The sequence below is a fragment of the Ghiorsea bivora genome, assembly GCF_000744415.1.
GTDB lineage: Bacteria > Pseudomonadota > Zetaproteobacteria > Mariprofundales > Mariprofundaceae > Ghiorsea > Ghiorsea bivora.
Genome location: NZ_JQLW01000005.1, coordinates 107,379 through 132,702 on the forward strand (window position 1 = coordinate 107,379; position 25,324 = coordinate 132,702).

The 25,324-nt window shown below is 43.4% G+C and carries 20 protein-coding genes; 5 read left to right on the forward strand and 15 right to left on the reverse strand.

From position 1 onward, the window contains the following. The first annotated feature begins 59 nt into the window (after nt 1–59). Nucleotides 60–305 (forward strand): DUF6364 family protein, encoded by a 246-nt coding sequence (locus DM09_RS01050; RefSeq protein WP_157753578.1) that lies wholly within the window; start codon nt 60–62, stop codon nt 303–305. Then, on the forward strand, nt 302–661 hold the full coding sequence (locus DM09_RS01055) for a PIN domain-containing protein (RefSeq protein ID WP_051937873.1): 360 nt from the start codon (nt 302–304) through the stop codon (nt 659–661). The genes DM09_RS01050 and DM09_RS01055 overlap by 4 nt, the downstream gene beginning before the upstream one ends. Nucleotides 662–718: 57 nt before the next feature. Here DM09_RS01055 and malQ read toward each other — a convergent pair whose 3' ends face one another. The 5 genes from malQ to glgC all read right to left on the reverse strand — a co-directional run bounded on the left by malQ (nt 719) and on the right by glgC (nt 8,387). Then, nucleotides 719–2,209 carry a 4-alpha-glucanotransferase gene (gene malQ / locus DM09_RS01060; protein ID WP_232507712.1) on the reverse strand — a complete coding sequence of 497 codons (1,491 nt, stop codon included), beginning with the start codon at nt 2,207–2,209 and terminating at the stop codon, nt 719–721. Continuing rightward, entirely contained in the window at nt 2,206–3,900 is a 1,695-nt protein-coding gene (locus tag DM09_RS01065; RefSeq protein ID WP_038246910.1) for a glycoside hydrolase family 57 protein, read from the reverse strand. The genes malQ and DM09_RS01065 overlap by 4 nt, the downstream gene beginning before the upstream one ends. A gap of 111 nt (nt 3,901–4,011) precedes the next feature. Beyond that, entirely contained in the window at nt 4,012–6,393 is a 2,382-nt protein-coding gene (locus DM09_RS10940; protein WP_051937875.1) for a hybrid sensor histidine kinase/response regulator, read from the reverse strand. Nucleotides 6,394–6,400: 7 nt separating this feature from the next. Then, nucleotides 6,401–6,994 (reverse strand): cysteine hydrolase family protein, encoded by a 594-nt coding sequence (locus tag DM09_RS01075; protein ID WP_038246913.1) that lies wholly within the window; start codon nt 6,992–6,994, stop codon nt 6,401–6,403. A gap of 115 nt (nt 6,995–7,109) precedes the next feature. Beyond that, complete coding sequence (gene glgC, locus DM09_RS01080; RefSeq protein WP_038246917.1) at nt 7,110–8,387, reverse strand: glucose-1-phosphate adenylyltransferase; 1,278 nt, start codon at nt 8,385–8,387, stop codon at nt 7,110–7,112. 156 nt (nt 8,388–8,543) lie between these two features. Here glgC and DM09_RS01085 point away from each other — a divergent pair, with 156 nt between their 5' ends. Both DM09_RS01085 and glgB read left to right on the forward strand, forming a co-directional pair. Continuing rightward, complete coding sequence (locus tag DM09_RS01085; RefSeq protein ID WP_038246920.1) at nt 8,544–10,175, forward strand: alpha-D-glucose phosphate-specific phosphoglucomutase; 1,632 nt, start codon at nt 8,544–8,546, stop codon at nt 10,173–10,175. Continuing rightward, nucleotides 10,175–12,358 carry a 1,4-alpha-glucan branching protein GlgB gene (gene glgB, locus DM09_RS01090; protein ID WP_051937878.1) on the forward strand — a complete coding sequence of 728 codons (2,184 nt, stop codon included), beginning with the start codon at nt 10,175–10,177 and terminating at the stop codon, nt 12,356–12,358. The genes DM09_RS01085 and glgB overlap by 1 nt, the downstream gene beginning before the upstream one ends. Before the next feature lie 74 nt (nt 12,359–12,432). Here glgB and pgl read toward each other — a convergent pair whose 3' ends face one another. The 10 genes from pgl to DM09_RS01140 all read right to left on the reverse strand — a co-directional run bounded on the left by pgl (nt 12,433) and on the right by DM09_RS01140 (nt 24,720). Then, a complete protein-coding gene (gene pgl, locus DM09_RS01095) occupies nt 12,433–13,116 on the reverse strand; it encodes a 6-phosphogluconolactonase (RefSeq protein ID WP_038246922.1) in 684 nt (227 codons plus the stop codon). A gap of 10 nt (nt 13,117–13,126) precedes the next feature. Continuing rightward, complete coding sequence (gene gnd / locus DM09_RS01100; protein WP_038246925.1) at nt 13,127–14,044, reverse strand: phosphogluconate dehydrogenase (NAD(+)-dependent, decarboxylating); 918 nt, start codon at nt 14,042–14,044, stop codon at nt 13,127–13,129. 2 nt (nt 14,045–14,046) lie between these two features. Further along, nucleotides 14,047–16,047 carry a glucose-6-phosphate dehydrogenase gene (gene zwf / locus DM09_RS01105; protein ID WP_038246927.1) on the reverse strand — a complete coding sequence of 667 codons (2,001 nt, stop codon included), beginning with the start codon at nt 16,045–16,047 and terminating at the stop codon, nt 14,047–14,049. A 126-nt stretch (nt 16,048–16,173) separates the two neighbouring features. Beyond that, nucleotides 16,174–16,701 (reverse strand): inorganic diphosphatase, encoded by a 528-nt coding sequence (ppa, locus tag DM09_RS01110; RefSeq protein WP_038246930.1) that lies wholly within the window; start codon nt 16,699–16,701, stop codon nt 16,174–16,176. A 63-nt stretch (nt 16,702–16,764) separates the two neighbouring features. Then, the gene (locus DM09_RS01115; protein WP_038246932.1) at nt 16,765–18,867 is read right to left on the reverse strand and encodes an ATP-dependent helicase; all 2,103 of its coding nucleotides are present in this window, start codon (nt 18,865–18,867) and stop codon (nt 16,765–16,767) included. Continuing rightward, nucleotides 18,868–20,667: a chloride channel protein gene (locus DM09_RS01120; RefSeq protein ID WP_081881034.1), complete on the reverse strand. Its 1,800-nt coding sequence runs from the start codon at nt 20,665–20,667 to the stop codon at nt 18,868–18,870. It abuts the gene before it with no gap. 4 nt (nt 20,668–20,671) lie between these two features. Then, nucleotides 20,672–21,154, reverse strand: coding sequence for a low molecular weight protein-tyrosine-phosphatase (locus tag DM09_RS01125; protein ID WP_038246935.1), 483 nt, complete (start codon nt 21,152–21,154; stop codon nt 20,672–20,674). After that, nucleotides 21,151–21,789: a tRNA (adenosine(37)-N6)-threonylcarbamoyltransferase complex dimerization subunit type 1 TsaB gene (gene tsaB, locus DM09_RS10945; protein ID WP_051937880.1), complete on the reverse strand. Its 639-nt coding sequence runs from the start codon at nt 21,787–21,789 to the stop codon at nt 21,151–21,153. The genes DM09_RS01125 and tsaB overlap by 4 nt, the downstream gene beginning before the upstream one ends. Before the next feature lie 19 nt (nt 21,790–21,808). Beyond that, on the reverse strand, nt 21,809–23,050 hold the full coding sequence (ccsB, locus tag DM09_RS01135; protein ID WP_038246937.1) for a c-type cytochrome biogenesis protein CcsB: 1,242 nt from the start codon (nt 23,048–23,050) through the stop codon (nt 21,809–21,811). Next, nucleotides 23,047–24,720 (reverse strand): cytochrome c biogenesis protein ResB, encoded by a 1,674-nt coding sequence (locus tag DM09_RS01140; RefSeq protein ID WP_099098478.1) that lies wholly within the window; start codon nt 24,718–24,720, stop codon nt 23,047–23,049. The genes ccsB and DM09_RS01140 overlap by 4 nt, the downstream gene beginning before the upstream one ends. Before the next feature lie 155 nt (nt 24,721–24,875). On the opposite strand from DM09_RS01140, the gene DM09_RS01145 reads away from it, so the two are divergent. Further along, on the forward strand, nt 24,876–25,316 hold the full coding sequence (locus DM09_RS01145; protein WP_038246939.1) for a GatB/YqeY domain-containing protein: 441 nt from the start codon (nt 24,876–24,878) through the stop codon (nt 25,314–25,316). Nucleotides 25,317–25,324: the final 8 nt, after the last annotated feature.

Consider the following 25,324-nt stretch of genomic DNA (forward strand, 5'->3'; position numbering starts at 1 on the left):
TACGTATGTATATTTGGCATGATACGTGTATATTAGTAATATTGTAGTTATGGAGATTTATGATGGCTACGAAGTTAACACTTTCTCTCAACGAACAAACCATAAAAAAAGCAAAGGTTTGGGCAAAAGAACATCATGCCAGTTTGTCTGGGCTTGTTGAAAACTACTTTGAATCATTGGTTTCGAATCAAGCTGACTTGCCGCCTATCGCCCCAAAAACAAAGGCACTTTCAGGCATGTTTAAGGCAGATGATGAAGGGTTGTCATATAAACAGTTGGTACAAAAATATAAAGGCAAGCCATGAAAACTTATGTTGATTCCGATGTGATTTTAGATGTACTGCTAGGAAGAGAGGTATTCTTGATTGAATCCAGTCAAATTCTTAACCTTTGCGAAACACATGAAATAACAGGCTGCACCACCACGCTAGCTATCGCAAACATCTATTATATTTTAACCCGTTATGATTCTAATTCAGCAAAGACAGCCATCAAGTCCTTGCGTGAAATACTACAGGTACTTCCCGTTACTGATGAAGACATTGGCAAGTCATTACACTCTAAGTTTAAAGATTTTGAAGATGGTGTGCAAAACTTTGTCGCTGAAAATCATGCCTGCAACTGCATCATTACACGAAACAAAAAAAGACTGTGCTCATAGCCATCTAAAAATTTTTACACCCAAAGAATACTTATTAACCCATACTGAAAGTAATCATTAACAACGGTCATACGTCTGATTAAGCCGCAAGCTCTTTTGCCAACATGCATGCTTCATGTCTGGGATATTTTTTAATCGCCAAGACCAATTTCCTTCCAGTGTACCAGGTGTATTAAGTTTGGCTTCTGTGCCCAGTTCTAATAAGTCTTGCATGGGAATCACGCTTAAAAGTGCAGGTGAAGCCAAGGCTGCCTCAATCAATGCCCACGGCATATCTTCAGCTGTGGCGTGTAACACGTCTAAAGCGTGTTGTTGCACATGCGGCTCACTATGCTCAAACCAACCCATCGTCGTATCATTATCATGCGTTCCTGTATAAACCACACTGTCTTCTTCGTGGTTTTCAGGTAAATATGGGTTGTCGCTGTCGCCACCAAAGGCAAACTGTAGGATTTTCATGCCAGGCAACCCAAACTTTTTGCGAAGGGTAGTGACTTCATCAGTGATGATACCCAAATCTTCGGCAACTAAGGGCAGTTTACCCAGTTCATTCTGCAAGGTTTGCAATAAAGCATCCCCTGGCACAGTGCGCCATTTGCCAATCAAACCTGTGTCGCTATCGGCGGGAATCACCCAGCACGCTTCCAAGGCGCGGAAGTGGTCGATGCGTAACATATGCATCCATTCCAACTGACGAGAAACTCGCCTTACCCACCACTTAAAACCATCTTGTTGCAATACGTCCCATTGGTACAAAGGGTTACCCCAGCGTTGCCCTGTTTCTGAGAAATAATCAGGGGGTACACCTGCAACTTCGGTGCATTCACCTTGTTCATTGAGGGTGAAGAATTGCGGGTTTGCCCAAACATCAGCCGAATCATGTGCTACATAAATGGGCAAATCGCCAAAGAGTTGCACACCTTTGCTTTCGGCATAGACCTTGATGGCTTGCCATTGTTCGGCAAAGATAAATTGCTCAAAAGTGACTTGTTGAATGCGTGTTTGATGTTCATTTCGCGCGACTTTTAACGCTTGTTCATCACGGTTACGTAAATCATCAGCCCATTGCCACCAAGCAGCACTATTGGTGGCTGATTTAAGCGCAGAAAACAAAGCGAAATCATCCAACCAGTAAGCTTGTTGTGTTTGGAAAGCTGCGACTTGCTCGGCTAGCCCTGTATTATTCAGTACCTCTTGCCAAAACGATTGTGCAGCTTGTTGGCGGTATGCGGCATGTTGTTCAGCCGATACATTTTTTAACATGATGCCTTGGGGTAACCAGCCTGCAGCTAAACATGGGCGCAAATCAATCAATTCGGGATTACCTGCAAAGGTGGATAAGGATTCATAGGGTGAACCATGCCCGTGGGTTGGCCCTAAGGGTAAAAACTGCCAAACGCGGAAACCACCTGCACTTATGCTGTCGATAAAGGTTAACGCTTCTTGCCCCAATACACCTTTATGAAAAGGACTTGGTAAGGATGTGATATGCAATAACACTGCAGAGCTGCGGCGGTCTATCCACTGGCTTTGCATAGTTAAACTCAACTACCTGCCCCGCCTCGGCGCATGGCTCCACCACCTTCTGCATCACCACCACCTGAAGAAATCGATTCATCCAAAGATTGAGGTACTGCATGCCCGAGCAGTTGATACAACTTTTTCAAATGGGTACGATAAAGTTGGTCGAAATCACGCACCGCATTGCTGGGGTTGTAGTCGCCAAACCACCAACACCAATCCGAACCTTCGCAAATACGCAATTGTTCAATGGCTGCTTCTTGGGTGTCATGACTTAAACTTTCGTAGTGTGCATCAAAAGCTTTTTTGGCTTCAATCAACAATTCCCAAGCGCGTGTTTTGGCATGGTCGCCAATCCAAGTGGATAAATTGCCATAGACCCAAGAACCTGCGGTGAGGTTATCAAGTTTCTCTGTGGCTGGATGCTGCTCGAGATAATCACTGAATGTGGTGAGTTCAAATTCAGGGTGTTCAATCACTGCCTGATAAAGTTTGGTTAAGAAAGGTAAGGCATTCTCATGGTAATGTTCCCAAGCATTTTCACCATCCATGATGATGGCAACCACAGGGGCTTCCATACCTTGGGTGCGATGACGAATGCCTGCCAACTCATGCATAAAGTTGTTGATGGCATCATCGGTATTCCATTTGCTGTATTCAAAACCCAACAAGTCGGACAACCTATCATCTCGAAAAAAACAACTGATTTGATTCTCGCCTTCGCCCACCAACCAAGGGTGGTAAAGGTCGCGGTTGCCTTGTTGTTCGCGCAAATTGGTTTTGAGTGAATGATGCAATACAGCTTCACCCGTAGCGCACCAGTCAAAACCGGATTGCCCCAGCAAAGCAAGGGTATCATTACACACAGCCCCTTCCGCAGGCCAGCAACCTTTGGCTTGATGCCCAAACACTTGTTCATGGCTTTGTTGAGCTTTGTGAATATGGTCAAGCGCGCGTTCTTTACCACCTGGATATGGCTCATCAGGAATCAAAGCATCAGCCACAGTTTGATGCGCCGATTCAAAATCGAGCATCAAAGGCATGATGGGATGAGCATAAGGTGTAGTGGTGAGCTCTAACTTACCTGATTCCACAAGCCTACGATGCAAAGACGGAATATTTTCAAGTAAATCTGTAATAAGTGCAAGCAAATCATGGCGGTCTTGGGAGCTGAAATCACCTGCTTTTTCAATCAGGCGGCGGGCAACAAAGTTGTTTTGGCGCACTGTTTCACCCAGCCAAGCAAGATGATACCAAGTGACCAAATCGGTAAAGAAATTATCGCCCAGGTAATCAATTGTATTGATATTTTTTGCATGTTCTGCCATATGAAAAAGACTGGAATATGCAGTGTAGCGATGCATATTTCTATCGTGATTTAAACGAAAACATGCATCTAACAAATAAGTTCGTGAAACCTTATCAAAACTTTGTTCCTGTGCCAAAAATGCCAATAAAGGGTCATTAATTTCTGTTGTTTTCCCATCCAAAAAATCGCGCAAATGTGCCGCATAATCTTTAATTTGATGGGTTAATGAGGGTACATAATTCATCACCGCTTTGGCATGAGGGATTTGCAGTAAAATTTCTGCCATATCGGTATAATCTTTCATGGCATGCAGATAAACCCACGGCAAATGATAGCGCCCAGTATCCGCCTCGCGGTAGAATGGCTGATGCATATGCCAGTAAAAAATAACGGATAATGGTTGGCTCATAGTGTTCCTTTGCATGGAATTTGAATCATTTGAAAGCAGCTAGGCTGCATGATGGATTATGCAGCGTCCACCACATCGGCTTTTTACAAACTGAAAGCACCCAAATATATCTCAACTTGCCAGCACTTCCGTAAGTTTGGACAACAATTCATCTGGCATATATGGCTTTTGCACAAAACCCGCCAAACCTTTGCCAGTAAAACGTTGGGTTGCTATTTGCTGATTGTATCCCGAAGATAAAACAACTTTAATCTCAGGGCAAATACGGCGCATTTCTGTAAATGCATCTTCACCACCCATACGTGGCATGGTCATATCCAGAAGCACACAGTCCACTTCATTGGCATGTTGCTTTAGCTTTTCAACAGCATCAAGCCCATCCACTGCCGTAATCGTATGATAACCCACATCTTCAAGCATTATGGATGCTATTTCTCGAATTGATTCTTCATCATCGACAATTAACACCGTTCCACAATGTTGGTCTTCTTGCAGTTTTGTTTCCCTTTGTAAGGGTACAGCCTCTTGGTCAACGACTGGGAACAGGATTTTCAGGGTTGAGCCTTTACCCTGCTCAGAATATACCTTGATTACCCCATGATGCCCTCGCACAATGCCTAAAATAGCACTCATGCCTAGCCCCCTGCCTGTAAACTTGGTTGTGAAAAATGGTTCAAACAAACGCTTTTTGGTTTCCTCATCCATGCCGCAACCCGTATCACTCACTTCTAGGTAAACATAACGTCCCAATTTAAGCTGCTCTTCCTGCAAATAAGTGCTTTGTAGGTAATCTTCATCTGCCCACATTACCCCCGTGGCAATACTAACATTACCACTGCGCTCACCAATTGCTTCATTGGCATTGATAACTAAGTTCATAATCACCTGTTGCATTTGTGCCAAGTCTGCCTCAATAGCAGGCAGATTGGGTGTCATTTCATAGCGCATGACCACGCTTTTATGAATCGAGACTTCAAGCAAACGAATCATTTCCTCAACCAACTCAGAGAGGTTCACAGGCTGCACAACAAATTTACCCTTACCGGAATATGCCAGCATTTGTTTGCATAAATCTGCAGCCCGTTGACTGGCTCCCTCAATAGCTGCAAGGTGTTCTGTCGTTGTATTTGTTACATCTGATTTACCTTTAGCTATAGCTGAATGTCCCATAATAGCTGTCAAAATATTATTAAAATCATGCGCAATGCCACCAGCCAACACACCAAGTGATTCTAATCGTTGTACATGCTCCATCTTCTCTTGTTGCTGTCGTTCTTCGGTAATGTCTCGCACTGTACCAATGGAATATAGTGGCTTGCCCGCTTCATCAAATGTTGTTTGGCAACGCTCATGTACAAATTTGATGCGCTCTTTACCGCTATCATCAACAAACTGTAAACGATGCGTCAAGTCATATGGAACCTTTTCCTCAAGGTGTTTGGTAAACGCAGCATCCAACATGTCACTGTCTTCGGGGTGAACGCTTTCAAGAAACGCATCATAAGAAGCGGGGCTTTCATCACTATCGATTTCAAAAATACGGAAAACTTCTTCCGACCACCATAACTTATTGTTTGCAGAATCAAGCTCCCAGCTCCCAATATGTGCTACCTTTTGGGCTTCACGTAAGTGTTTTGCACTGCGTTCAGCAGCCTGCATGAGATGCACCATTTTTTCTTGTGATGCTTTCAAAGCTGAAATATCTCGAATGACGACCAATACACCACGCTGCTCACCAAACTCAACCGGCTCAGAAACCACCGTCCCAGTAAAAACCTCACCATTTTTACGCAAAAACCGTTCTTCTATCTCAGAAATAGGCTGACCTGTTTCTATAACTTGTTGTTTGCGTTGAACAGCAAGTTTGCGGTCATCTGGATGTATATAGTCTAACATAATAGTACCAATAATTTCATCAGGGCTCTTAAATCCCAACATCATAGTTAATGCTGGATTCGCATAAACAAGCTTGCCACCCACATTAACGCCAATGCCATCAGGCAAAAAATCAAGCAGCTTTCTGAACTTTGTTTCCGACGCTAGCTTTAACTTTTCTGCTTTTTTCACCTCCGATAAATCAGTAACCACTGCCTGTAATTCATAATGATCACCAACTTGGATAAATGAAAGTTGCACATTAGCTGGAAACTCAGAGCCATCCAAACGCTTATGTACCCATTCAAAAGAGGTTTTCCCTTGTTCCACCGCAGCCTTCATATGCATGTCAGCTGCTACTTGAGATTCTGCACCATCTGGCTGAAGCTCAGGCGATAGCTGTGCTGGTGTAAATTGATAAAATATTTGTTTGGATGAAAAGCCAAACATATCCAAAGCAGCTTGGTTACAGTCAACAAAGTGTTTATCCTTCAATGTCATAATGGCAGCACCAGAAAACTGAAAAAGTGCTTCATACCGTTTCTTTGTCGCTTCCAAAGCTTCAATCAAACGATAGTTCTGCTGTAGCTGCAGTTCCTCTTTGCTTGAATAGCTCATAGTGCGCTCAAGTGACTTTGGATATAAAGGCTTGGTGGTTCATCACATTGGCATACAACGGAAAAATCTCATCACAATAAAACTGTTGCTCCATATCAGTGCGCCCTGCAGTGACATCAGCAAGCACATGTACACGAAACCCTCGCTCATGTGCAGCGCGAGCTGTGGAATCAATACAAATTGAAGTCACAACCCCAGCAAGTACAACATCTTCGATATGGTTCTCTCGCAACACTTGCTCCAAATCAGTCTGAGCAAAAGCATTCAAGCCACGCTTGCCTGGTACTTCTATAATATGCTCGCCAAATTTCGCCAGCTCAACAATGGTTTGACTACCCGTTGAATTCTTCTTAAAAGCGCCAGATTCTTTAATAGCAGCAAGAATACCTACTGGCTCGATAAGCTCATGGTAATCATCGGTAAACAAAATTGGCGTGGATACCATCAACACCTTTGTATGCTGCAAGGCATGGAGTGTGTCTAGTGTGTTTGCAAGCACCCTATCGGCATCAGACTCAATCACACTTCGCAAAATCCCATCTTTTGCAAAATAATCATTCTGATAACCAATCATGATCAACGTTGTGGTATCTGCCCTCATATGCGGCCCCTTTGTTATGATTATAACTCACATGCTTCTGAAACCATAACCATTACTTTCTTATCTGTGTTTTAAGAGATGCAAGCATAATGCCAACATCGTCTAGCAGGCTCCTTTATAGCTCGTGTAACTTTTGCCCCAGCATTTCAGGTGTGACCAAGACAATACCTTTTTCAGACACATAAAAACGTTTGGCATCATCTTCAGCATTCACGCCAATTTCTGTGCCCGCAGGAATCACTGAACCTTTATCAATCACACAACGTTTAATGGTGCATTTTTGATGAATTTCCACATCAGGAAGAATCACTGAATCTTCAACATTGCTGTATGAATGCACCCGAACATTGGAAAATAATACAGAACGGCGCACCGTTGAACCTGTAATTAAACAACCTCCTGAAATCATAGAATCAACTGCCATACCACGACGTTTATCACTATCAAAAGCAAACTTTGCCGGTGGCAACTGATCGTGATACGTCCAAATTGGCCAATTATTATCATACAAATTTAATTCAGGTTCAATCTCGGCCAAATTGATATTGGCTTCCCAGTAGGAATCAACGGTTCCTACATCTTTCCAATAACCCGATGCACCTGTATTGGCATCCAAAAATGGAAAAGCAAATGCATTCGCATGTTCAATAGCATGCGGAATAAGGTCATGCCCGAAATCGTGGGTAGATGCCTCATCTTTGGCATCTTTAATCAAACGCTCACGCAAATATTGGGCACTAAACACATAAATTCCCATGGATGCCAGCGCCTGACTTTCGTCACTGGGCATAGGTTTGGGTTGCGATGGTTTTTCGGCAAACTCCACAATACGCGATTCATCATTGATTGCCATCACACCAAACGCTTTGGCTTCATTCAAAGGTACTGGGATACAACCCACGGTAATATCAGCACCTTTGGCAACATGAGCTGCAATCATTTTACCATAATCCATTTTGTAAATATGATCACCTGCAAGAATCACCACATACTCTGGATTGTACTGACGGATAATATCCAAGTTTTGATACACAGCATCAGCAGTGCCTGTATACCAACCCTCACCCATACGTTGCTGAGCAGGAAGCACTTCTACAAACTCCCCAAACTGACCCGACATAAAGCTCCAACCACGCTGTAAATGGCGCTGCAAGGAATGCGATTTGTATTGGGTGAGCACGGAAATACGGCGAATACCTGAGTTAATACAATTGGACATAGGAAAGTCAATAATACGAAACTTTCCACCAAATGGCACAGCAGGTTTAGCACGCCATTGGGTTAAAGCTTTCAGCCTAGAGCCCCGCCCGCCAGCGAGCACCAAAGCCACGGTATTGGCAGTAAGCTTACTAATATTACGTTCTACTATTACAGTTTGAGGTTGTTCTGACATCGGATATTGCTCCCAAGAAACCATTAATATTTTTTAATAAAGCAAGACGGAGGTTAACAGTTTCTGTATGCTTTCGCTATCAAAGGATATTCATGCCGTGGTTTCGCTTATGGTAACATTGCTTTAGCCTAGCCCACAGAAAAAGGAGAGCTTTTCATGCCTATCAAATCCATTTCAACGCAACCCATTCAAGGGCAACGCCCCGGCACTTCTGGGCTAAGAGCCAAGGTAAAAACCTTTCAACAACCGCACTACCTTGAAAACTTTGTGCAAGCTGTGTTTGATTCCATTGGTGACATTCACGGGCAAACCTTGGTTTTGGGTGGTGATGGTAGGTTTTACAACCGCGAAGCCATTCAAATTATCCTCAAAATGGCAGCGGCGAATGGGTTTGCCAAAGTATTGGTGGGGCAAGCTGGCATTTTATCCACACCCGCCGCATCGTGTGTGATTCGCAAGTATAAAGCCTTTGGTGGTCTCATTTTATCAGCGTCGCATAACCCAGCTGGTCCTAATGAAGATTTTGGTATTAAATATAATATTGGCAATGGCGGCCCCGCCCCTGAAGGCGTGACCGAAGCCATCTATGCGCGCACCTTAAACATCACAGCATATCAAATTGCAGACTGTGCAGACATTAATCTGGATAAGCTTGGCACGTTTGAAATGCAGGGTATGCAGGTGGAAGTAATTGATGCGGTAGCAGATTATGCTGAGCTGATGCAATCGATTTTTGATTTTGATGCGATTCGAGAGCTATTGGCGCAAGACTTCTCATTGACCTTTGATGCCATGCACGCAGTGACAGGACCTTATGCCAAAATGATTTTGGAAGATATGTTGGGGGCACCACAAGGCACAGTGATGAACGGTGAGCCCAAAGATGATTTTAATGGCGGGCACCCCGACCCGAATTTAACCTATGCACACGAGCTTGTAGATATTTTGTATGCCGATGATGCACCTGATTTTGGTGCAGCATCAGATGGCGATGGCGACCGTAATATGATTTTAGGCAACCATTTCTTTGTAACGCCAAGTGATTCTTTGGCAGTGATGGCAGCTAATGCCACATTAGTACCTGCATACAAGAACGGCATTGCAGGTGTTGCGCGTTCTATGCCCACTTCGGGGGCTGTAGATAGAGTGGCAGAAGCTTTAGGTATTGATTGCTTTGAAACGCCAACAGGCTGGAAGTTTTTTGGCAACCTAATGGATGCTGGTAAGGTAACATTGTGTGGCGAAGAATCATTTGGCACGGGCTCTAACCATGTGCGTGAAAAAGACGGGCTTTGGGCAGTATTATTTTGGTTAAACATTTTGGCCGTTCGCCAAGAATCGGTAGAAGGTGTACTGGCTGATCACTGGGCAAAATACGGACGTAACTTTTATTCACGGCACGATTATGAAGGTGTGGATTCGGCAGCGGCAACACAAGTGTTACAAAATGTACGCGATCAATTTGATAACCTACAAGGTAAAACCTTGGCAGGGCGAGTAGTGAAGCTGTGTGATGACTTTGCATATACCGACCCGATTGATGGTAGTGTCAGCACCAACCAAGGCGTGAGAATCTTATTTGAAGATGGTTCACGCATTATTTTTAGGCTTTCAGGCACAGGCACAAGCGGGGCAACGATTCGTATTTATTTGGAATCCTATGAAGCAGACACAAGTAAACATGGTTTGGATGCACAGCTTGCCCTTGCTGACATGATTGAAGCAGCCAACACCGTATCCAAGCTGCCCGAGCTGACAGGCAGAAATAAACCAACGGTGATTACCTGATGATCGCGCCTACTTTATCCCCCGAAGCTTGGGCAGTGGTTGAAGCACGAAGCCACGACCCTTTTGCTTGGTTGGGCAGACATGAACATCCCGATGGCGGGGTAATCATCCGCACCTTAAAACCACAAGCAAAAAAGATGTGGCTTGTGCCCAAAGGTGGGCGCGCCCAAGCCATGACGCGCATTGAAGGCACGGATGTGTTTGAGAAGCATTGGAAAAAAGGTAGCTTTGATAAGCACTACACTCTGCGCATTGAAAATCGCGAAGGCCATGTTTGGCAGCAAGAGGATGTTTATCGCTTTTCACCCATGTTGGGTGATATGGATTTGCATCTGATTGGTGAAGGCAACCACTTTGAGAAGTATCGTATTTTGGGTGCACATGTGCGTGAGCATGAGGGCATCCAAGGTGTTGGTTTTGCTGTGTGGGCGCCTGCTGCCGAACGTGTGAGTGCGGTGGGTAATTTTAACCACTGGGATGGTAGAGAACATCAAATGCGAGTGCGCGGTTCATCGGGAATTTGGGAAATATTTATTCCTGAATTATGCGAAGGTGAGACCTATAAATTTGAAATTCGTGCAAAAAATGGCGATGTGTTCCAAAAAACCGACCCGTATGCCCAACAAATGGAGCTACGCCCTGCCACAGCATCGGTAGTACATAATCCCAAGCATTATGTGTGGCAAGATGCCGATTGGGTAAACAAACGCCCTGAAACGCAAGCTTTGGATAAACCCATGAGCATTTATGAATTGCATCTTGGCTCGTGGCGCAGAGAACATGGCACGTATTTAAACTACAAAGATTTAGCGCATCAGGTGGTCGAATATTGTAACTGGATGGGTTACACGCATATTGAATTGATGCCGATGACTGAGTTTCCCTATGATGGTTCGTGGGGTTATCAAACGGTAGGATATTTTGCGCCCACCAGTCGTTTTGGTTCGCCTGATGAGTTCCGTTATTTTGTCGATTATTGTCATCAGAATAATCTCGGCGTGTTCCTTGATTGGGTGCCTGCACATTTCCCTAAAGATGCGCATGGTTTGGCGCGATTTGATGGCACACCATTGTATGAACATGAAGACCCACGCCTTGGCGAGCATAAAGATTGGGGCACGTATATCTTCAACTTTGGGCGCAATGAAGTGCGCAATTTCTTGATTGCATCGGCATTGTTTTGGTTGGATGAATATCATATCGATGGTTTAAGAGTAGATGCCGTAGCATCTATGTTATACTTGGATTATTCACGTGAAGAAGGCGAGTGGTTGCCCAATAAACACGGCGGCAGAGAAAATCTCGAAGCCATTGAATTTTTGAAACAATTCAACTGTCTTGTGCATGAGCGATTCCCTGGTGCGGTGACCATGGCAGAAGAATCCACATCTTTCCCTATGGTTTCACGCCCCACCTATTTGGGTGGATTGGGTTTCACCATGAAATGGAATATGGGCTGGATGAATGACACACTTTCTTATTTTAAGGAAGACCCGATTAACCGATCTTACCATCATCATGCGCTGACATTCTCCGCCGTGTATGCGTTTACGGAAAACTTTATCCTTCCATTTTCACACGATGAAGTGGTGCATGGCAAAGGTTCTATGCCTGAAAAAATGCCGGGTGATGATTGGCAAAAATTTGCCAACCAACGTTTATTGTATGCATATATGTATGGCCATCCGGGCAAAAAACTGCAGTTTATGGGTTTAGAGTTTGGGCAATGGCCAGAATGGGATTTTGATAGTTCACTGGCTTGGGAGCAGTCCAACTTTATGCCACATCGTGGTTTGCAATTGATGATGCGCGATTTGAATCATGTGTATAAAAATGAGCCTGCACTGTATGAAGTGGATTTTGATGGCGCTGGTTTCCAGTGGATTGATTGCAATGATGCCGCGCAATCGGTGCTGAGTTTTATTCGCCGTGATAAAAATGGTGGTGAAGTGATTGTAGTGATGAACTTAACGCCAGTTCCGCGTGAGCATTATCGCTTGGGTGTTCCACAAGCTGGGCATTATCAAGAAATTATAAATACCGATGCGTATACGTATGGTGGTTCAAACCTTGGTAATACAGGTGGTGTACAATCAGATGCACAGCCTTGGATGGAACAAGGACATTCGATTGAGGTTACCTTGCCGCCATTGGCTTGTGTGATATTTAAGCTGAAAAGTTAATAGGGAGAATATGCCTACGGCATAGTAAGTATACAAACTTCTTTTCTTCGTAATGAAAATATCAGCGTAGAAAATTAAGAAGTCTGCCAGGCAGCGTTATCAACCACCCATACAGCATTTTCGATATGGGTAACAGGTAAATCAGCACCGTTTTGAATAGCTTGAAGGGGTTCTTTTTTTGATGCACCAGTTGCTAAAATAAAACACTGCTTATGATTGTTTAAAGCTTTAAAACCCATGCTCACCCGCTCGGATGGGGGTTTGGGTGAATCAAATTCAGCTATAGTTAAATCGTTGCTTTGCAGTGTGTCATGGTTTGGAAATAAACTAGCTGTGTGTCCATCTTCGCCCATACCAAGCATGACCAAATCAAAACCATCAATGCCTGCAATATCGTGAGCATAAATTGATGCGGCAGCTTGTGTACCGTTAGCAAAATCAATGCTATGAATATTTGCAGCAGGAATAGCTACACCATCTAATAGCGCGTTTCGTGCCATGGTTTCATTTCTATCGGCATGCCCTAAAGGAAGTGCGCGTTCATCACCAAACCACACATGTACTTTAGCCCAATCCATATCTGCATCACGCAATAAGCGATAACATAATTCAGGTGTGCTACCACCTGCCAAAACCCAATGAAACACACCGCGTTCAGCAATGGATTTTGCACAAGCTCTAACTACTTCACCTGCCACAAAACTTGCGGCTTCTTCACCCGTAGCGAAGTGTTTTAATGTTTGTGGATTGAAAAACATGTAAATTAGCTTATTTCTTCGCAGGTTTGATTTTATGACCACCAAAACCAGCACGTTGAGCATTCACGATTTTACCTGCATAAGCATCTTTCTGTCGGCTTCTAAAACGCATTTGCAAAGCCAATGTTAACACTGGGGCTGGGATACCCAAATCAATGGATTCATTCACTGTCCAACGCCCTTCACCTGAGTCATCCATCCAATCGGACAATGATGAAAGCTCCACATCTTGCTCTAGAGCATCACCCGTTAAATCCAATAACCACGAACTCACCACAGAACCATGTTGCCAAACACGAGAAATTTGAAACATATCCAAATCAAATTCTTTTTTGGCTTTCATGATGTCATAACCTTCGGCGAAGGCTTGCATCATGCCGTATTCAATGCCGTTATGAACCATTTTCACGAAATGCCCAGCGCCGATTGGCCCCATATGCCCCCAGCCTTTGCCATCATCAGAAGCTAACGTGGTTAAAGCAGGTGCAATCAAATCAATGGCTTGTTTTTCGCCTCCAATCATCAATGAGTAACCATTTTTCAAGCCCCAAACGCCACCTGAAGTGCCGCAATCGGCAAACAAGATGCCTTGTTCTGCAAGCTCAATGCCACGGCGTTGCCCTTCTTTGTAGTTGGAGTTTCCACCATCAATGATTAAATCGCCTGCTTCAACGCCTGCTTCAAGTAAATTGGCAATCGTGTCATCCACATATTCATGGGGAACCATCACCCAAAGCACGCGAGGAGTTGGAAGCTTGGTAATCACATCTTTTAAGTCGGATGCGGCTTGTACGCGGTCAAACTCAGCTTCTAAAGCCTTGCCGGGCGTGGCATCAACATCATAAGCCACCACTTCATGCTCGCCCTGCATCAAACGTTTGACCATATTGCCGCCCATACGACCCAAACCAATCATTGCTAATTTCATGTCTAAACTCCTTCCATACTTTCTGTTGCTGCAGAATCCACCCAATCTTTAGTATCAACAATGATATCATAACGCTCGCGCGCAACTTGCATCATACGCTCCGCAAACATGGGGTTATCCATAACCACGCGACAAAAATCGCGTTTACTCATGGTATATAATGCACAATATGTTTTGGCATATGTGTTGGTGCTTAACTGCTCAGCACTCAGTAAACTTAACTCACCAAAAATATCGCCTTGCTGTAAGGTTTTGAGCAACTTGTTTTGTTTATTGCGCACTTCCACCATACCAATACGAATAATAAACAGCTCATGTGCCTCACTTTGCGCATCAACAATTTGGTCGCCTGCATCAAATACCACCGACTTCAACATAGAAGAAAATGCACTCAACATGGTTTCATCGCTGCCTTCAAACATGGGAATGCTTCTTAATGCCAACTTGGATGAGCGGGTTGGCCAACGGCGTTTACAACGCGGTGACAACAAATCAAATGAGGCTTTAGGCCCCCACGAACCAAAGGGGTAATTGGGTAATGTTTCATCTTTTTCTTTGCCCCATACATCCAAGATAGGCTGCACAATTTTCCAAGATGTTTCCACCAAGTCAGAACGTGAGAACAGCGATGCATCACCACGCATACAATCAAACAACATGGTTTCATAACCCAAACCTGGTTGGGTGGTAAAAGCTTCATCATACTCAAAGTTCATGCTTACTTTGCGTAAGTTCATGGACGGTCCAGGACGTTTGGCTAGGAAATGCAATTCAATGCCTTCTTTGGGTTGAATACGAAAAATGAGCTGGTTGGCTTCGAGCTGCTCTGCTGCGGGCGTACCTCTAAATGTGAAGTCGGGCGCTTGTTTAAACTGCACCACGATTTCTGTGGATTTCCTGCTCATACCTTTACCTGAGCGTAAATACACAGGCACCCCATCCCAACGCCAGTTATCAATGCGAAGTTTAATGGCAGCAAAGGTTTCAGTGTTGGAATCTGGCGCGACATGAGGTTCATCGCGGTATGCTTTAGCAGGCGTACCATCAGGGTTAAAACCGGCATCGTATTGCCCGCGCACAGCATGGGTATGTACTTCTTCATGTTTTAAAATGCGAACCGTATTCAGTAGTTTATGTTTTTCATTGCGAATGGCTTCGGCATCAAAAGAAGTGGGCGGTTCCATGCATAAATATGCCATCATTTGAAACAGATGATTTTGAATCATATCGCGGACAACACCCGCGTTATCATAATAACCACCGCGCCATTCCACACCAATTTGTTCATTGGCTGTGATTTGTATATGGTCAATATGAGTATGGTTCCACAATGGCTCAAACATGCCATTGGCAAACCTAAACGACACAAGGTTTTGCACTGCTTCTTTGCCTAAATAATGATCAATACGATAAATCTGGCTTTCATCCCAATAGGTGAGAATAGCTTTGTTCAAGGCTTGGGCAGAACTTAAGTCATGACCAAATGGTTTTTCAACCACAATACGCCGCCAGCCTTCGTTTTCCTGGTTTAAACCAGCCTTTTGCAGACCTTCTGAAATCATACTTACAATACTGGGCGGCGTTGCCATATAAAATAGGACATTACCCTCAGTATCATACCGACCATGAAAGGCATCAAGAAAACGATTGAGATTAGCATAAGTTTTATGGTCTTCAAACGAGCCTTGTAAATAATGAATATTTTCACAGAACTTATCCCAGGCCGCTTCATCAAACTTTTCTCTGCGTGAATGTTTATGTACATCCACACTGATTTTTTGGCGAAATGACTCCGTGCTAAAGTCGTCAAGCGACAAACCCAAAACCACAAAACTCTCAGGCAATAAACCATCACTATAAAGGTTAAACAACGATGGAATAAGCAACCGCTTGGTTAAGTCACCCGATGCTCCAAAAATGACAAACACACATGGGTCTGATGCTGAAACACGACCGCCTAAGGCGGGAAAGGAAGGTGAAGAATCTAGCGGTTTATGTATCATATATTTTCGCTTTTGCCATTTTCAAAATTCATGTTGCTGCCACAAGATAACAGTTTAACAGTATAAGGTCACTGCAAATAAAAAAGGCTCCGCTTACTGCAGAGCCTTAATCAACAAAAGAATCAATTAATCATTATAACGCGCAATTGAATCCATAATTTCTTTTTTAGCTGCGGCAGCATCTGCCCAACCTGTAACTTTTACCCACTTATTCGGCTCCAAGTCTTTATAATGTTCAAAGAAATGTTCGATTTGATTAAGCAAAAACTTGGGTAAACCTTCTGGACCTGTTACATCTTTGTACACAGGGGTCAGCTTTGTAATCGGCACTGCCAATACTTTTGCATCTATGCCCGCTTCATCTTCCATTTGCAACACTGCCACAGGGCGACATGCCACCACACAACCGGGCACCAAAGCAAACTCAGAGACCACCAATACATCTACAGGGTCACCATCTTCCGACAATGTATTGGGCACAAAACCATAGTTGCATGGGTAATGCATGGCTGTATGCATAAAACGGTCAACAAACACCGCACCAGAATCTTTATCCAACTCATATTTGATAGGGTCGGCATGCTGTGGCACTTCAATCACCACATTTACTTCTTCGGGGGCATCTTTACCCGCTGGGATTTTACTGAGATCCATAATATACTCCTAAAACACTTTGCCACGCATTGTAAGAAGCTTTACATATAAAGAAAGCCTAGATTACAATACTGTAAGAGCTGCGTACTTAAGCATCAAGCGTTTTAAACCCACGGCATCAAACTCAATAGCTACACGCACTGCATCCCCATCACCTTCTAAGTCTACAATCAAACCATCTCCAAAGCTTGGGTGATTCACATAAGCACCCACAGCAATCCCTTGAACTGCTGACGCAGCTTGCGCTTGTTTAAACATATTTGGCTGCTTCACTTTTTCCGACTTAAACAATACACCATCATCCAAATCAGCAATAAAACGACTTGGCATAGGGTAAGTCATATCACCAAAAATACGGCGCAACCTTGCTGAAGTGAGATGTAAAATATTTTCCGCCCGCGTCACCCCTACATACAAAAGCCTGCGTTCTTCAGCAATACCAGCTTCGCCTTCATCCAACGCCCGCTGGTGTGGCAACATACCATCTTCCACACCTGCCAAGACTACGGTATCAAATTCCAAACCTTTGGCTCGGTGTAAACTCATCAAATTAACCGCATCTTCATCATCATTATCTTCTTCACCACTGACCATCAAGGCTGCTCTGTCCATAAATTCAATGGGCGTGATACCCGATGCCAAAGACAACTCGATATAATTTTGTAATGTTTTGATGTTTTCCATGCGCGATTCACCTTCCACATCACCCAATGCTTTAAGGCTGTCGATATACCCCGTTTTTTCCAGCAATAACATCAGCCCTTTATCGGGCATATCCTCACTTTCAGATTTCATAGCGTGAATCAACTGCAACAAAGGAAGCAGCTTTTTCATAGGTGCAGGCATGGATGTTGCCTGTAACATACTCGCTATCCAGTCTACCACCCTTAAACCACTTGCACTTAACAAAGCAGCAATGGTTTCTTGCCCCTTTGCACCAATACCACGCTTGGGTTTGTTACAAATGCGTAACAAGTGCATGCTATCAGCGCAGTCATTAAGCATTGCCCAAAATGCCAAAGCATCTTTGATTTCCATGCGTGCAAAAAAACTTAAACCACCAATGATACGGTATGGAATGTCTTCCTCTCGGAATATCTGTTCAATGGCTAAAGATTGACGATTTGAGCGATACAACACCGCCATCTTTGACCACTGCACGTTGGCATAACGCGCATTAAACAATTTTGCCATATGCCGTGCCTCAGCATATTCATCCACGCACACATGAAATTCAGGTGTTAAACCACCTTCTCGGGTTGCATGAAGCGTTTTGGCATGTCTATCTTCATTATTGCAAATAATTGCATTGGCAAGTTTGAGTATTGCTTCAGTGGAGCGGTAATTTTCTTCTAACCTATGCACCTTTGCATTGTGCCACACACGTTCAAAATCTAATATATGACGCACATCAGCACCACGCCAACCATAAATGGACTGGTCATCATCACCAACAACAGTGAGATTTTGATGCTCTTGGGCAAGCAGACACAACCATTCATGTTGCAAAGGGTTGGTATCTTGGTATTCATCCACCAAAATATGGTCAAAGCGGGTAAACATGGCTGTCGCCACATCTTTATAATCTCTAAGTAATACCACGCAATTAAGAATTAAATCTGAGAAATCCATACGCTCAAGCGTTTTCAGCTCATCTTGGTAAGCGATGTATAAATCTTTGAGGTCTAAACCGCTCCATAACATAGACTCAGCTTGTTCAGGTAAATAACCTGCATTTTTTTGTTGCTCAATCCAGCTGCTCAGAAACGAAGGATGCAGTCTATCAGAAGGGATATTACGCGCTTTTAAAATACGCTTGATCAACGTTTTTTGGTCATCACTATCAATAACTTGAAAACTTTTTGGATAACCCAATACATCAGCATAACTTCTCAGAAAACGCAGTGAAATCGAGTGGAATGTGCCTGAAATAACACCACCGCCACCATCACCAATCAAATCAGATAAACGTTGCTGTAATTCTTTGGCTGCCTTGTTGGTAAACGTAACAGCTAAAATCCGATGTGGTGCATAACCGCGGTTGGCAATCAAATGCCCAATGCGATGCACCACGGTACGTGTTTTCCCAGAACCTGCCCCTGCCAAAATAAGCTGGGGGCCATCTTCAGCTTCAACTGCGGCTTGTTGTGCTGTATTTAAACTCAATTACCAGCTCTTGGTGGCGTGATCTTCACCATGTTTCACAATCAATTTATGGTACGTAGAGAACACCGCATTACGGGATACAATGCCTAAAACTCTTTTGGGATTATCTGCATCAGTCACAGGCATTTGTTCAAAAGCAGCCCGGTCTAAAATATCAATAGCATCAAGTAAACTGTCATTTTCTGATAAACTAATCACATTTTTATTGGCGACCTCTTCAGCCACCACTACTTGATCGAGTGAGGAATCGAGAAGCCACTTTTGTAAATCGAAAAAGGTAACCATGCCCACCATTTCCCCTTCATCATTGGTCACAATCACACAACCTTTACCCGATGAAATATATACTTTCTTCAACACTTCTAATTTATCTGATACATGAACTGACGGCACAGAACGCCATGGTAATCGCGATACAGGAACTGCACGCATCCATGAGCGCTCAAGTGACCATTCGGTATTCACACCTTTTTCCGACAACACTTCTGTTAAAATGGAATCACTACCAAATGCGCGTTTGGTCAGTGCTGCAACAACACATGCGGTCATCAATGGCACCATAATATGATAATCATTGGACAGCTCAAAAATCATCAGAATAGAACTCATCGGTGCTTGAATCGTAGCAGCCACCATCGCACCACATGCAACCAATGCATATGCACCATACGATTCTGTCCATGTGGGAAACATACCATGCACAAGCCCACCATAAAGTGCACCTGCCGTTGCCCCGATAAACACAGATGGACCAATCATACCGCCACCAAACTTACCACCTGAACAAATAATGCTGACAACCAATTTCATCACCAATAAAATACTTAAAAACAGTATCAAGGGTAAATGCTGACCGACCATGTTGGTTTCCACATTTTCCAAGAGAATGCCATCCACAGTACCATAACCAATGGACATAATTTCTGGAATCACCAATGCACATAAACCCAACAACAAACCTGCCACAGCAGGTCTTGCAATTGGAAATGAGATATAACGCTCATACATATGTCGCGCAGTAGGCACACCTTTCACAATCAGCGTTGCCAATAAACCACAAAAAATACCTAGTCCAATATAAGCAGGGATTTCCCATGATGAAACAAGACGAAATTCAGGAATCGTAAACATGGGGAAATTTCCCAATTCAGAGCGAGTAATCACCGTAGCAATCACTGCTGACATGACAATGGGTGTAAATGTGGCAATCGCATAATCAGCAAGAATCACTTCTAGGGCAAACAATACCCCTGCAATCGGTGCATTAAAGGATGCTGCGATACCACCTGCTACACCGCAGCCAATAAGTGTACGTATTTGTTTTTCCGACAACTTAAACCATTGCCCAATCAATGAAGACAAAGCCGCACCGAGCGCCACGGTTGGTGCTTCACGCCCCATCGATGCACCACTTCCCACGGACAAAATATTGGCAACAAATTCACCACTACTCTTACGAAATGATATTTTACCGCCCCGCTCTGCCAACGCTTCAATCACGCCTGGAATCACCCGTTCTTCAGTCACAGGTAACCAACGATTATTAATCCAGCCTACAATCAAACCAGCAATTGATGGTGCGAGAATAAAAATAGACCAATGGATTTCATGTAAACCTTCAGACCATGATGCTTCACCTGTCCAAATTCGGCTCACCCACTCAATGCCAAAACGCACCAATAACGCGCCATAACCCGCCAAAACACCCACAACCAAGGACCAAAGCCCCAAATACAGTGTATCATGGTTACGTAGCCACTTGGGCATCATACGCAAACGTATATGTAATTGACGCAACATCAGCTTAATTTTGTTGTTTGAATTGTTGTAAATATTGAAGCAGACCTTGCGCATTCAATATTAACATTTGGTATGCATCTTCAAAACCTGAAGCGCCACCATAATAAGGGTCTGGCACATCGGGTGCTTGTGCAGTACCTTCAAAAGCTCGCATCATCACCACTTGTTCAGGTTTTGCCCCCATCGCAATCAAATTGCGTTGGTTTTCGCTATCCATAGCGACAAATATATCCCAATCACCAATATTTTTTCGTGTAATTTGTTGGGCTTGATGATTTTCTAAACTTAAACCTTTTTCCAAAGCTTTGCTTGCTGAACGTGGGTCTGCACCTTTTCCCACATGCCAATCACCAGTACCCGCCGATTCAAAATGAAACTGATGCAATAACCCCTGTTCTTGGGCAACAGATTTGACCACCACTTCTGCCAGTGGTGAGCGACAAATATTACCTAAACAAACAAAAAGAACACGTAATGGTTGGCTCATACTAAATTTTTCTCCGCTTGCGAAGGCTGTAAATATAGCGGTTCAACCCACATTTTAGCATCCATTTCGGGTTGAAGTTGACGCACTTGGGCGATTAACGCTTGCTCACGCATTTGCTGTAAAGGCAACGCCTTCCAACCTGGCAAATCAAACGTAATCTCTGATAAAGCAATATATTGCGCAGCGGGCAATGTTAAGAATGCTTCCCAAGTTAAACATTGTGGCGGCACAATACATTGACCTGCTGAAAACTTGGCTGCATAAACCAGCCCAGAACGCGCATCTTCAATTGCCCACAGCTCATCTTCTACCAAAGCTTGTTGTGCCGTAATAGCTAAAGAAGACAAAGCGTACACAGGTTTATGCAACGATGCATTCATGCCTGCAATGGTTGCACATGCTACCCGCAAACCAGTGAAAGAACCTGGTCCTGTACCAACAGCAAATGCACCAATATCCTGCCACTGCAAACCTTGCTTTTGTACAACCTGCTCCAACAGCGGAAGCAGCTCACGCGAATGCGCACGCGGTGTGTTCATGTTTGCAGAAACACTTTCTCCATCTGGAAAAAATAAACACACTGACGCACCCGCCGCTGTATCCAAAGCTAAGATAGGTTTAGAAAACAGCGACATAGAAAAAAGACAGTTTAAATCAGGTAAGCTGACCGTATGAATGCAAACCAGACAAATACATGTTTACACCCACGAAACAGAAAATAGTCACCAAGAAACCTAACACAGCCCACCATGCCAAGGTTTTACCCTGTAAACCATGCGAGAAACGTGCATGCAAATATGCGCCATACACAAGCCATACAATCAATGCCCAAGTTTCTTTAGGGTCCCAAGACCAGTAACCACCCCAAGCTTCTGCTGCCCAAGCTGCACCCAAAATAGTTGCCAAAGTAAATGCTGGGAAACCAATCGCAACAGCTTTATATGCTAAGTTATCCAATTGTTTTAATGATGGGAATACAGACAACAATCTTGATTGCGAACCACTTTCTTCCAAACGATTACGGAACAACCAAGCCATACCCGCAGCACAAGCCACCGCAAATGAGCCATAACCCACAAAGTTTAGTGGTACATGAATCTTCATCCAGTAGGACTGTAATGCAGGTACAAGTGGTTTGATATCCGATTGTCCAATCGACTCTAACCAGATAGAGAAGAAAATACCTGCTGCCACAATCGGCATTACAAATGCACCAAGACCACGCGCATTATGGCGGCTTTCAAGGGTTAAATAAATTACACAAATCACACAAAACAATAAGATGAACACTTCATACAAGTTTGATACAGGTGCATGACCAATATCACCACCCATCAACAAATACGATTCATACCAACGCAATAATAATGCAGAACCACCAGCATACACACCAATCCAAGCAGTTGCTGTACCCAATTTACCAATAAATGAATCAGGTGCAAAAAGGTATGCAATATAACACAATGCTGAAAATAACATCACCACATTCATGGTCATAACCACATTGCCTGAGAATAAGTTGGATTGATCTTCATAGGTAATCATCGCTTCAGACGGTTCAAATAAGGTATATAATCCCATCAATGCTACCATCAACACTGCACCATCAAACCAAGGCACTAAAATTTCAGAAAAACGAAATGCGCGGAACTTGGATTCTGATGTTGTGAAGGCATAACCCATACCAACCACAGCACCACCAGCCATCCACTTCACACCTTCAAGGCTAAACATTTGGAATACAAAGTTATCTTCTACATAACCACCACCTGCAAACATGGCCATCGCCGCCAGACCTGCCAGTAAACCCAAATAAGCCCAGTTACGTACATGGGCGATCCGCCCTTTATACATCGAACTGGTAAAGCTAACTTTATCTGCTGTTATCGCTGTCATACTTTCACTCCTTGTTCATACGCAGTTTTGATTTGTTTTTCTAAATCATCAAACTCTTGTTCAAAAGCAACAGGATTACGATTACTTAAACCGGTGACTTCTACTTTCACTTGACCGTCTTCTTGCTCTTGGATTTTCACCCATACTTTACGGTGCGCGACATAGAACATAATGCACAAGCCGCCAACAAGCAACCCACTGCCAATCCAAACCACATCCATACCAGGGTCTTTGGCAAGTTGCAAACCTGTATAATATGTTTGATCATAATCTTCTAACACGGGCACAAATGGCCAAGGCATATCAGGCAACACTTTCAACGCTTGGATAACGCGATTACCCAACATAGGTAAATCACTCGGTCTTCCCTCAGGGTAAACTTCATCCAAAGATGCGCGGAATGCATTCAAGTTATCTTCTTGTGTTGCACCTTGTTGTGTTGGTAAACGGTGTACAAATGCCTGAAACAACTGCCATTCTTTAGGCTCTGAAAAATCCAAGCCCAATAAAAATGTTTCAAAATCACGCGCATCGCCCGTTTTTGAAATCATCATATAAGAACCCTGGTTTTTACCATTGATGATGAAAGGATTCATAAAGCTGCGCACCAATACTGGCGTCAAACCCTTACCACGAATCACAAAGTCAACCGATGGACCCATGTCCTTAAAGTCTTTAGGTTCACCTGCAGCTGCCATATTTTCAATATTATACGGACGGAAATCTTTTAACTCTAAGCTCACATCAGAATATGGATCTTCAAACATGCTGTAAACTCTAGCTTTGGCTACATCAACATTACCCTTCTTATTTAAGCGATAAAGGTTCAATGTAATCGCCGAACCACCATCACCAAAAGATGCTTGGTAAATGCGCACACCTTTATACAACAACGGTTCATTCACGATAATATCTTTGGTCATCATTTCTTTACCATTTTCAATAATGGTTAGCGTACTACGAAACTCAGATGGTGCACCTGTGGAGAAAAAGTTAATACTAAAATCATCACAGCGAATTTCAAATGGCATCTTCAAGTATTCGATGCCTGTGCCTTTAAGAAAAGATATTTCACTTTCTTTACCACCTTCGGGCACTGCCATATTACCACGGAAACCAAATTGAACACTCATCCAGCCACCAATCAAAATGACCAACATGGCAGCATGAACGGTAATATAACCCCACTTATGGAAACGCCCTTTATCCCCACGTAACCAAAGCACATCACCCACTTTGGTTTCCATCCATTTCCAATCAGGTAACGACTCTTTAATACTCGCTACTGCTTTTTCTTTATCATCAAAGGTCAAATCAAACTTATGTTCAATATGTTTGCGTGCATTTTCATTCATGGTGCCTTTACGATTTTTCATTTCTTGCAAGAAACGTGGTGTATTGCGCAGCAGACACGCTGCCAAAGAAAACATCAATAAACCCAGAATGGTTAAGAACCACCAAGTATGGTACATATCGAACAGACCTAAAGCGCGGAACGTCCAATACCATGTTGGCCCAAACTGATGCAAATAGTCGGCTTGATCTTGGTTTTGTTGTAATACTGTGCCAATCACGGATGCAACGGACAATAGTAATAGTAGTAGAATCGCGACGGGCATAGAGCCAACACGATTAAGAATGGGTTTGAGTGTATGGTGATAGAATATCATGGTGGCGTAGCATAGCCACATCAAGATAAAGATTACATTAAAAAAAAATACCCTTAATTTTAACATATATATTATACGCTCAAAGTGTTTTGCTTGCATGGTTTGATAACACCCTTAATATCTCTGCCCTAAACTACATTAAAGGTGTTAAACTTATGCTGATTCAACAAATTACAGACGATATGAAGACCGCTATGAAAGCAAAAGATAAAGTGGCACTCGGTGTTATTCGCATGCTTAGGGCTGCAATTAAAGATAAAGAAATAGAGCTGGGTATAACTTTAGAAAACACAGAAACACTTGCTGTTATCGGAAAACTTATCAAACAACGTAAAGACTCAGCAAGCCAATACCGTGAAGCAGACCGCCCTGAATTGGCTGAAAAAGAAGAAGCCGAAATTAAAGTATTAGAAGTTTACTTGCCTGAACAAATGAATGATGCTGAAATCAAGCAACTGGTTGCTGATGCCGTTGCAGAAGCAGGTGCAACATCGATGAAGGATATGGGCAAAGTGATGGGTATTGTCCGCCCTAAAGCACAAGGCAAGGCAGACATGAGCAAAGTCTCCGCCGAAGTGAAAGCTGCGCTTCAATAGACAACACT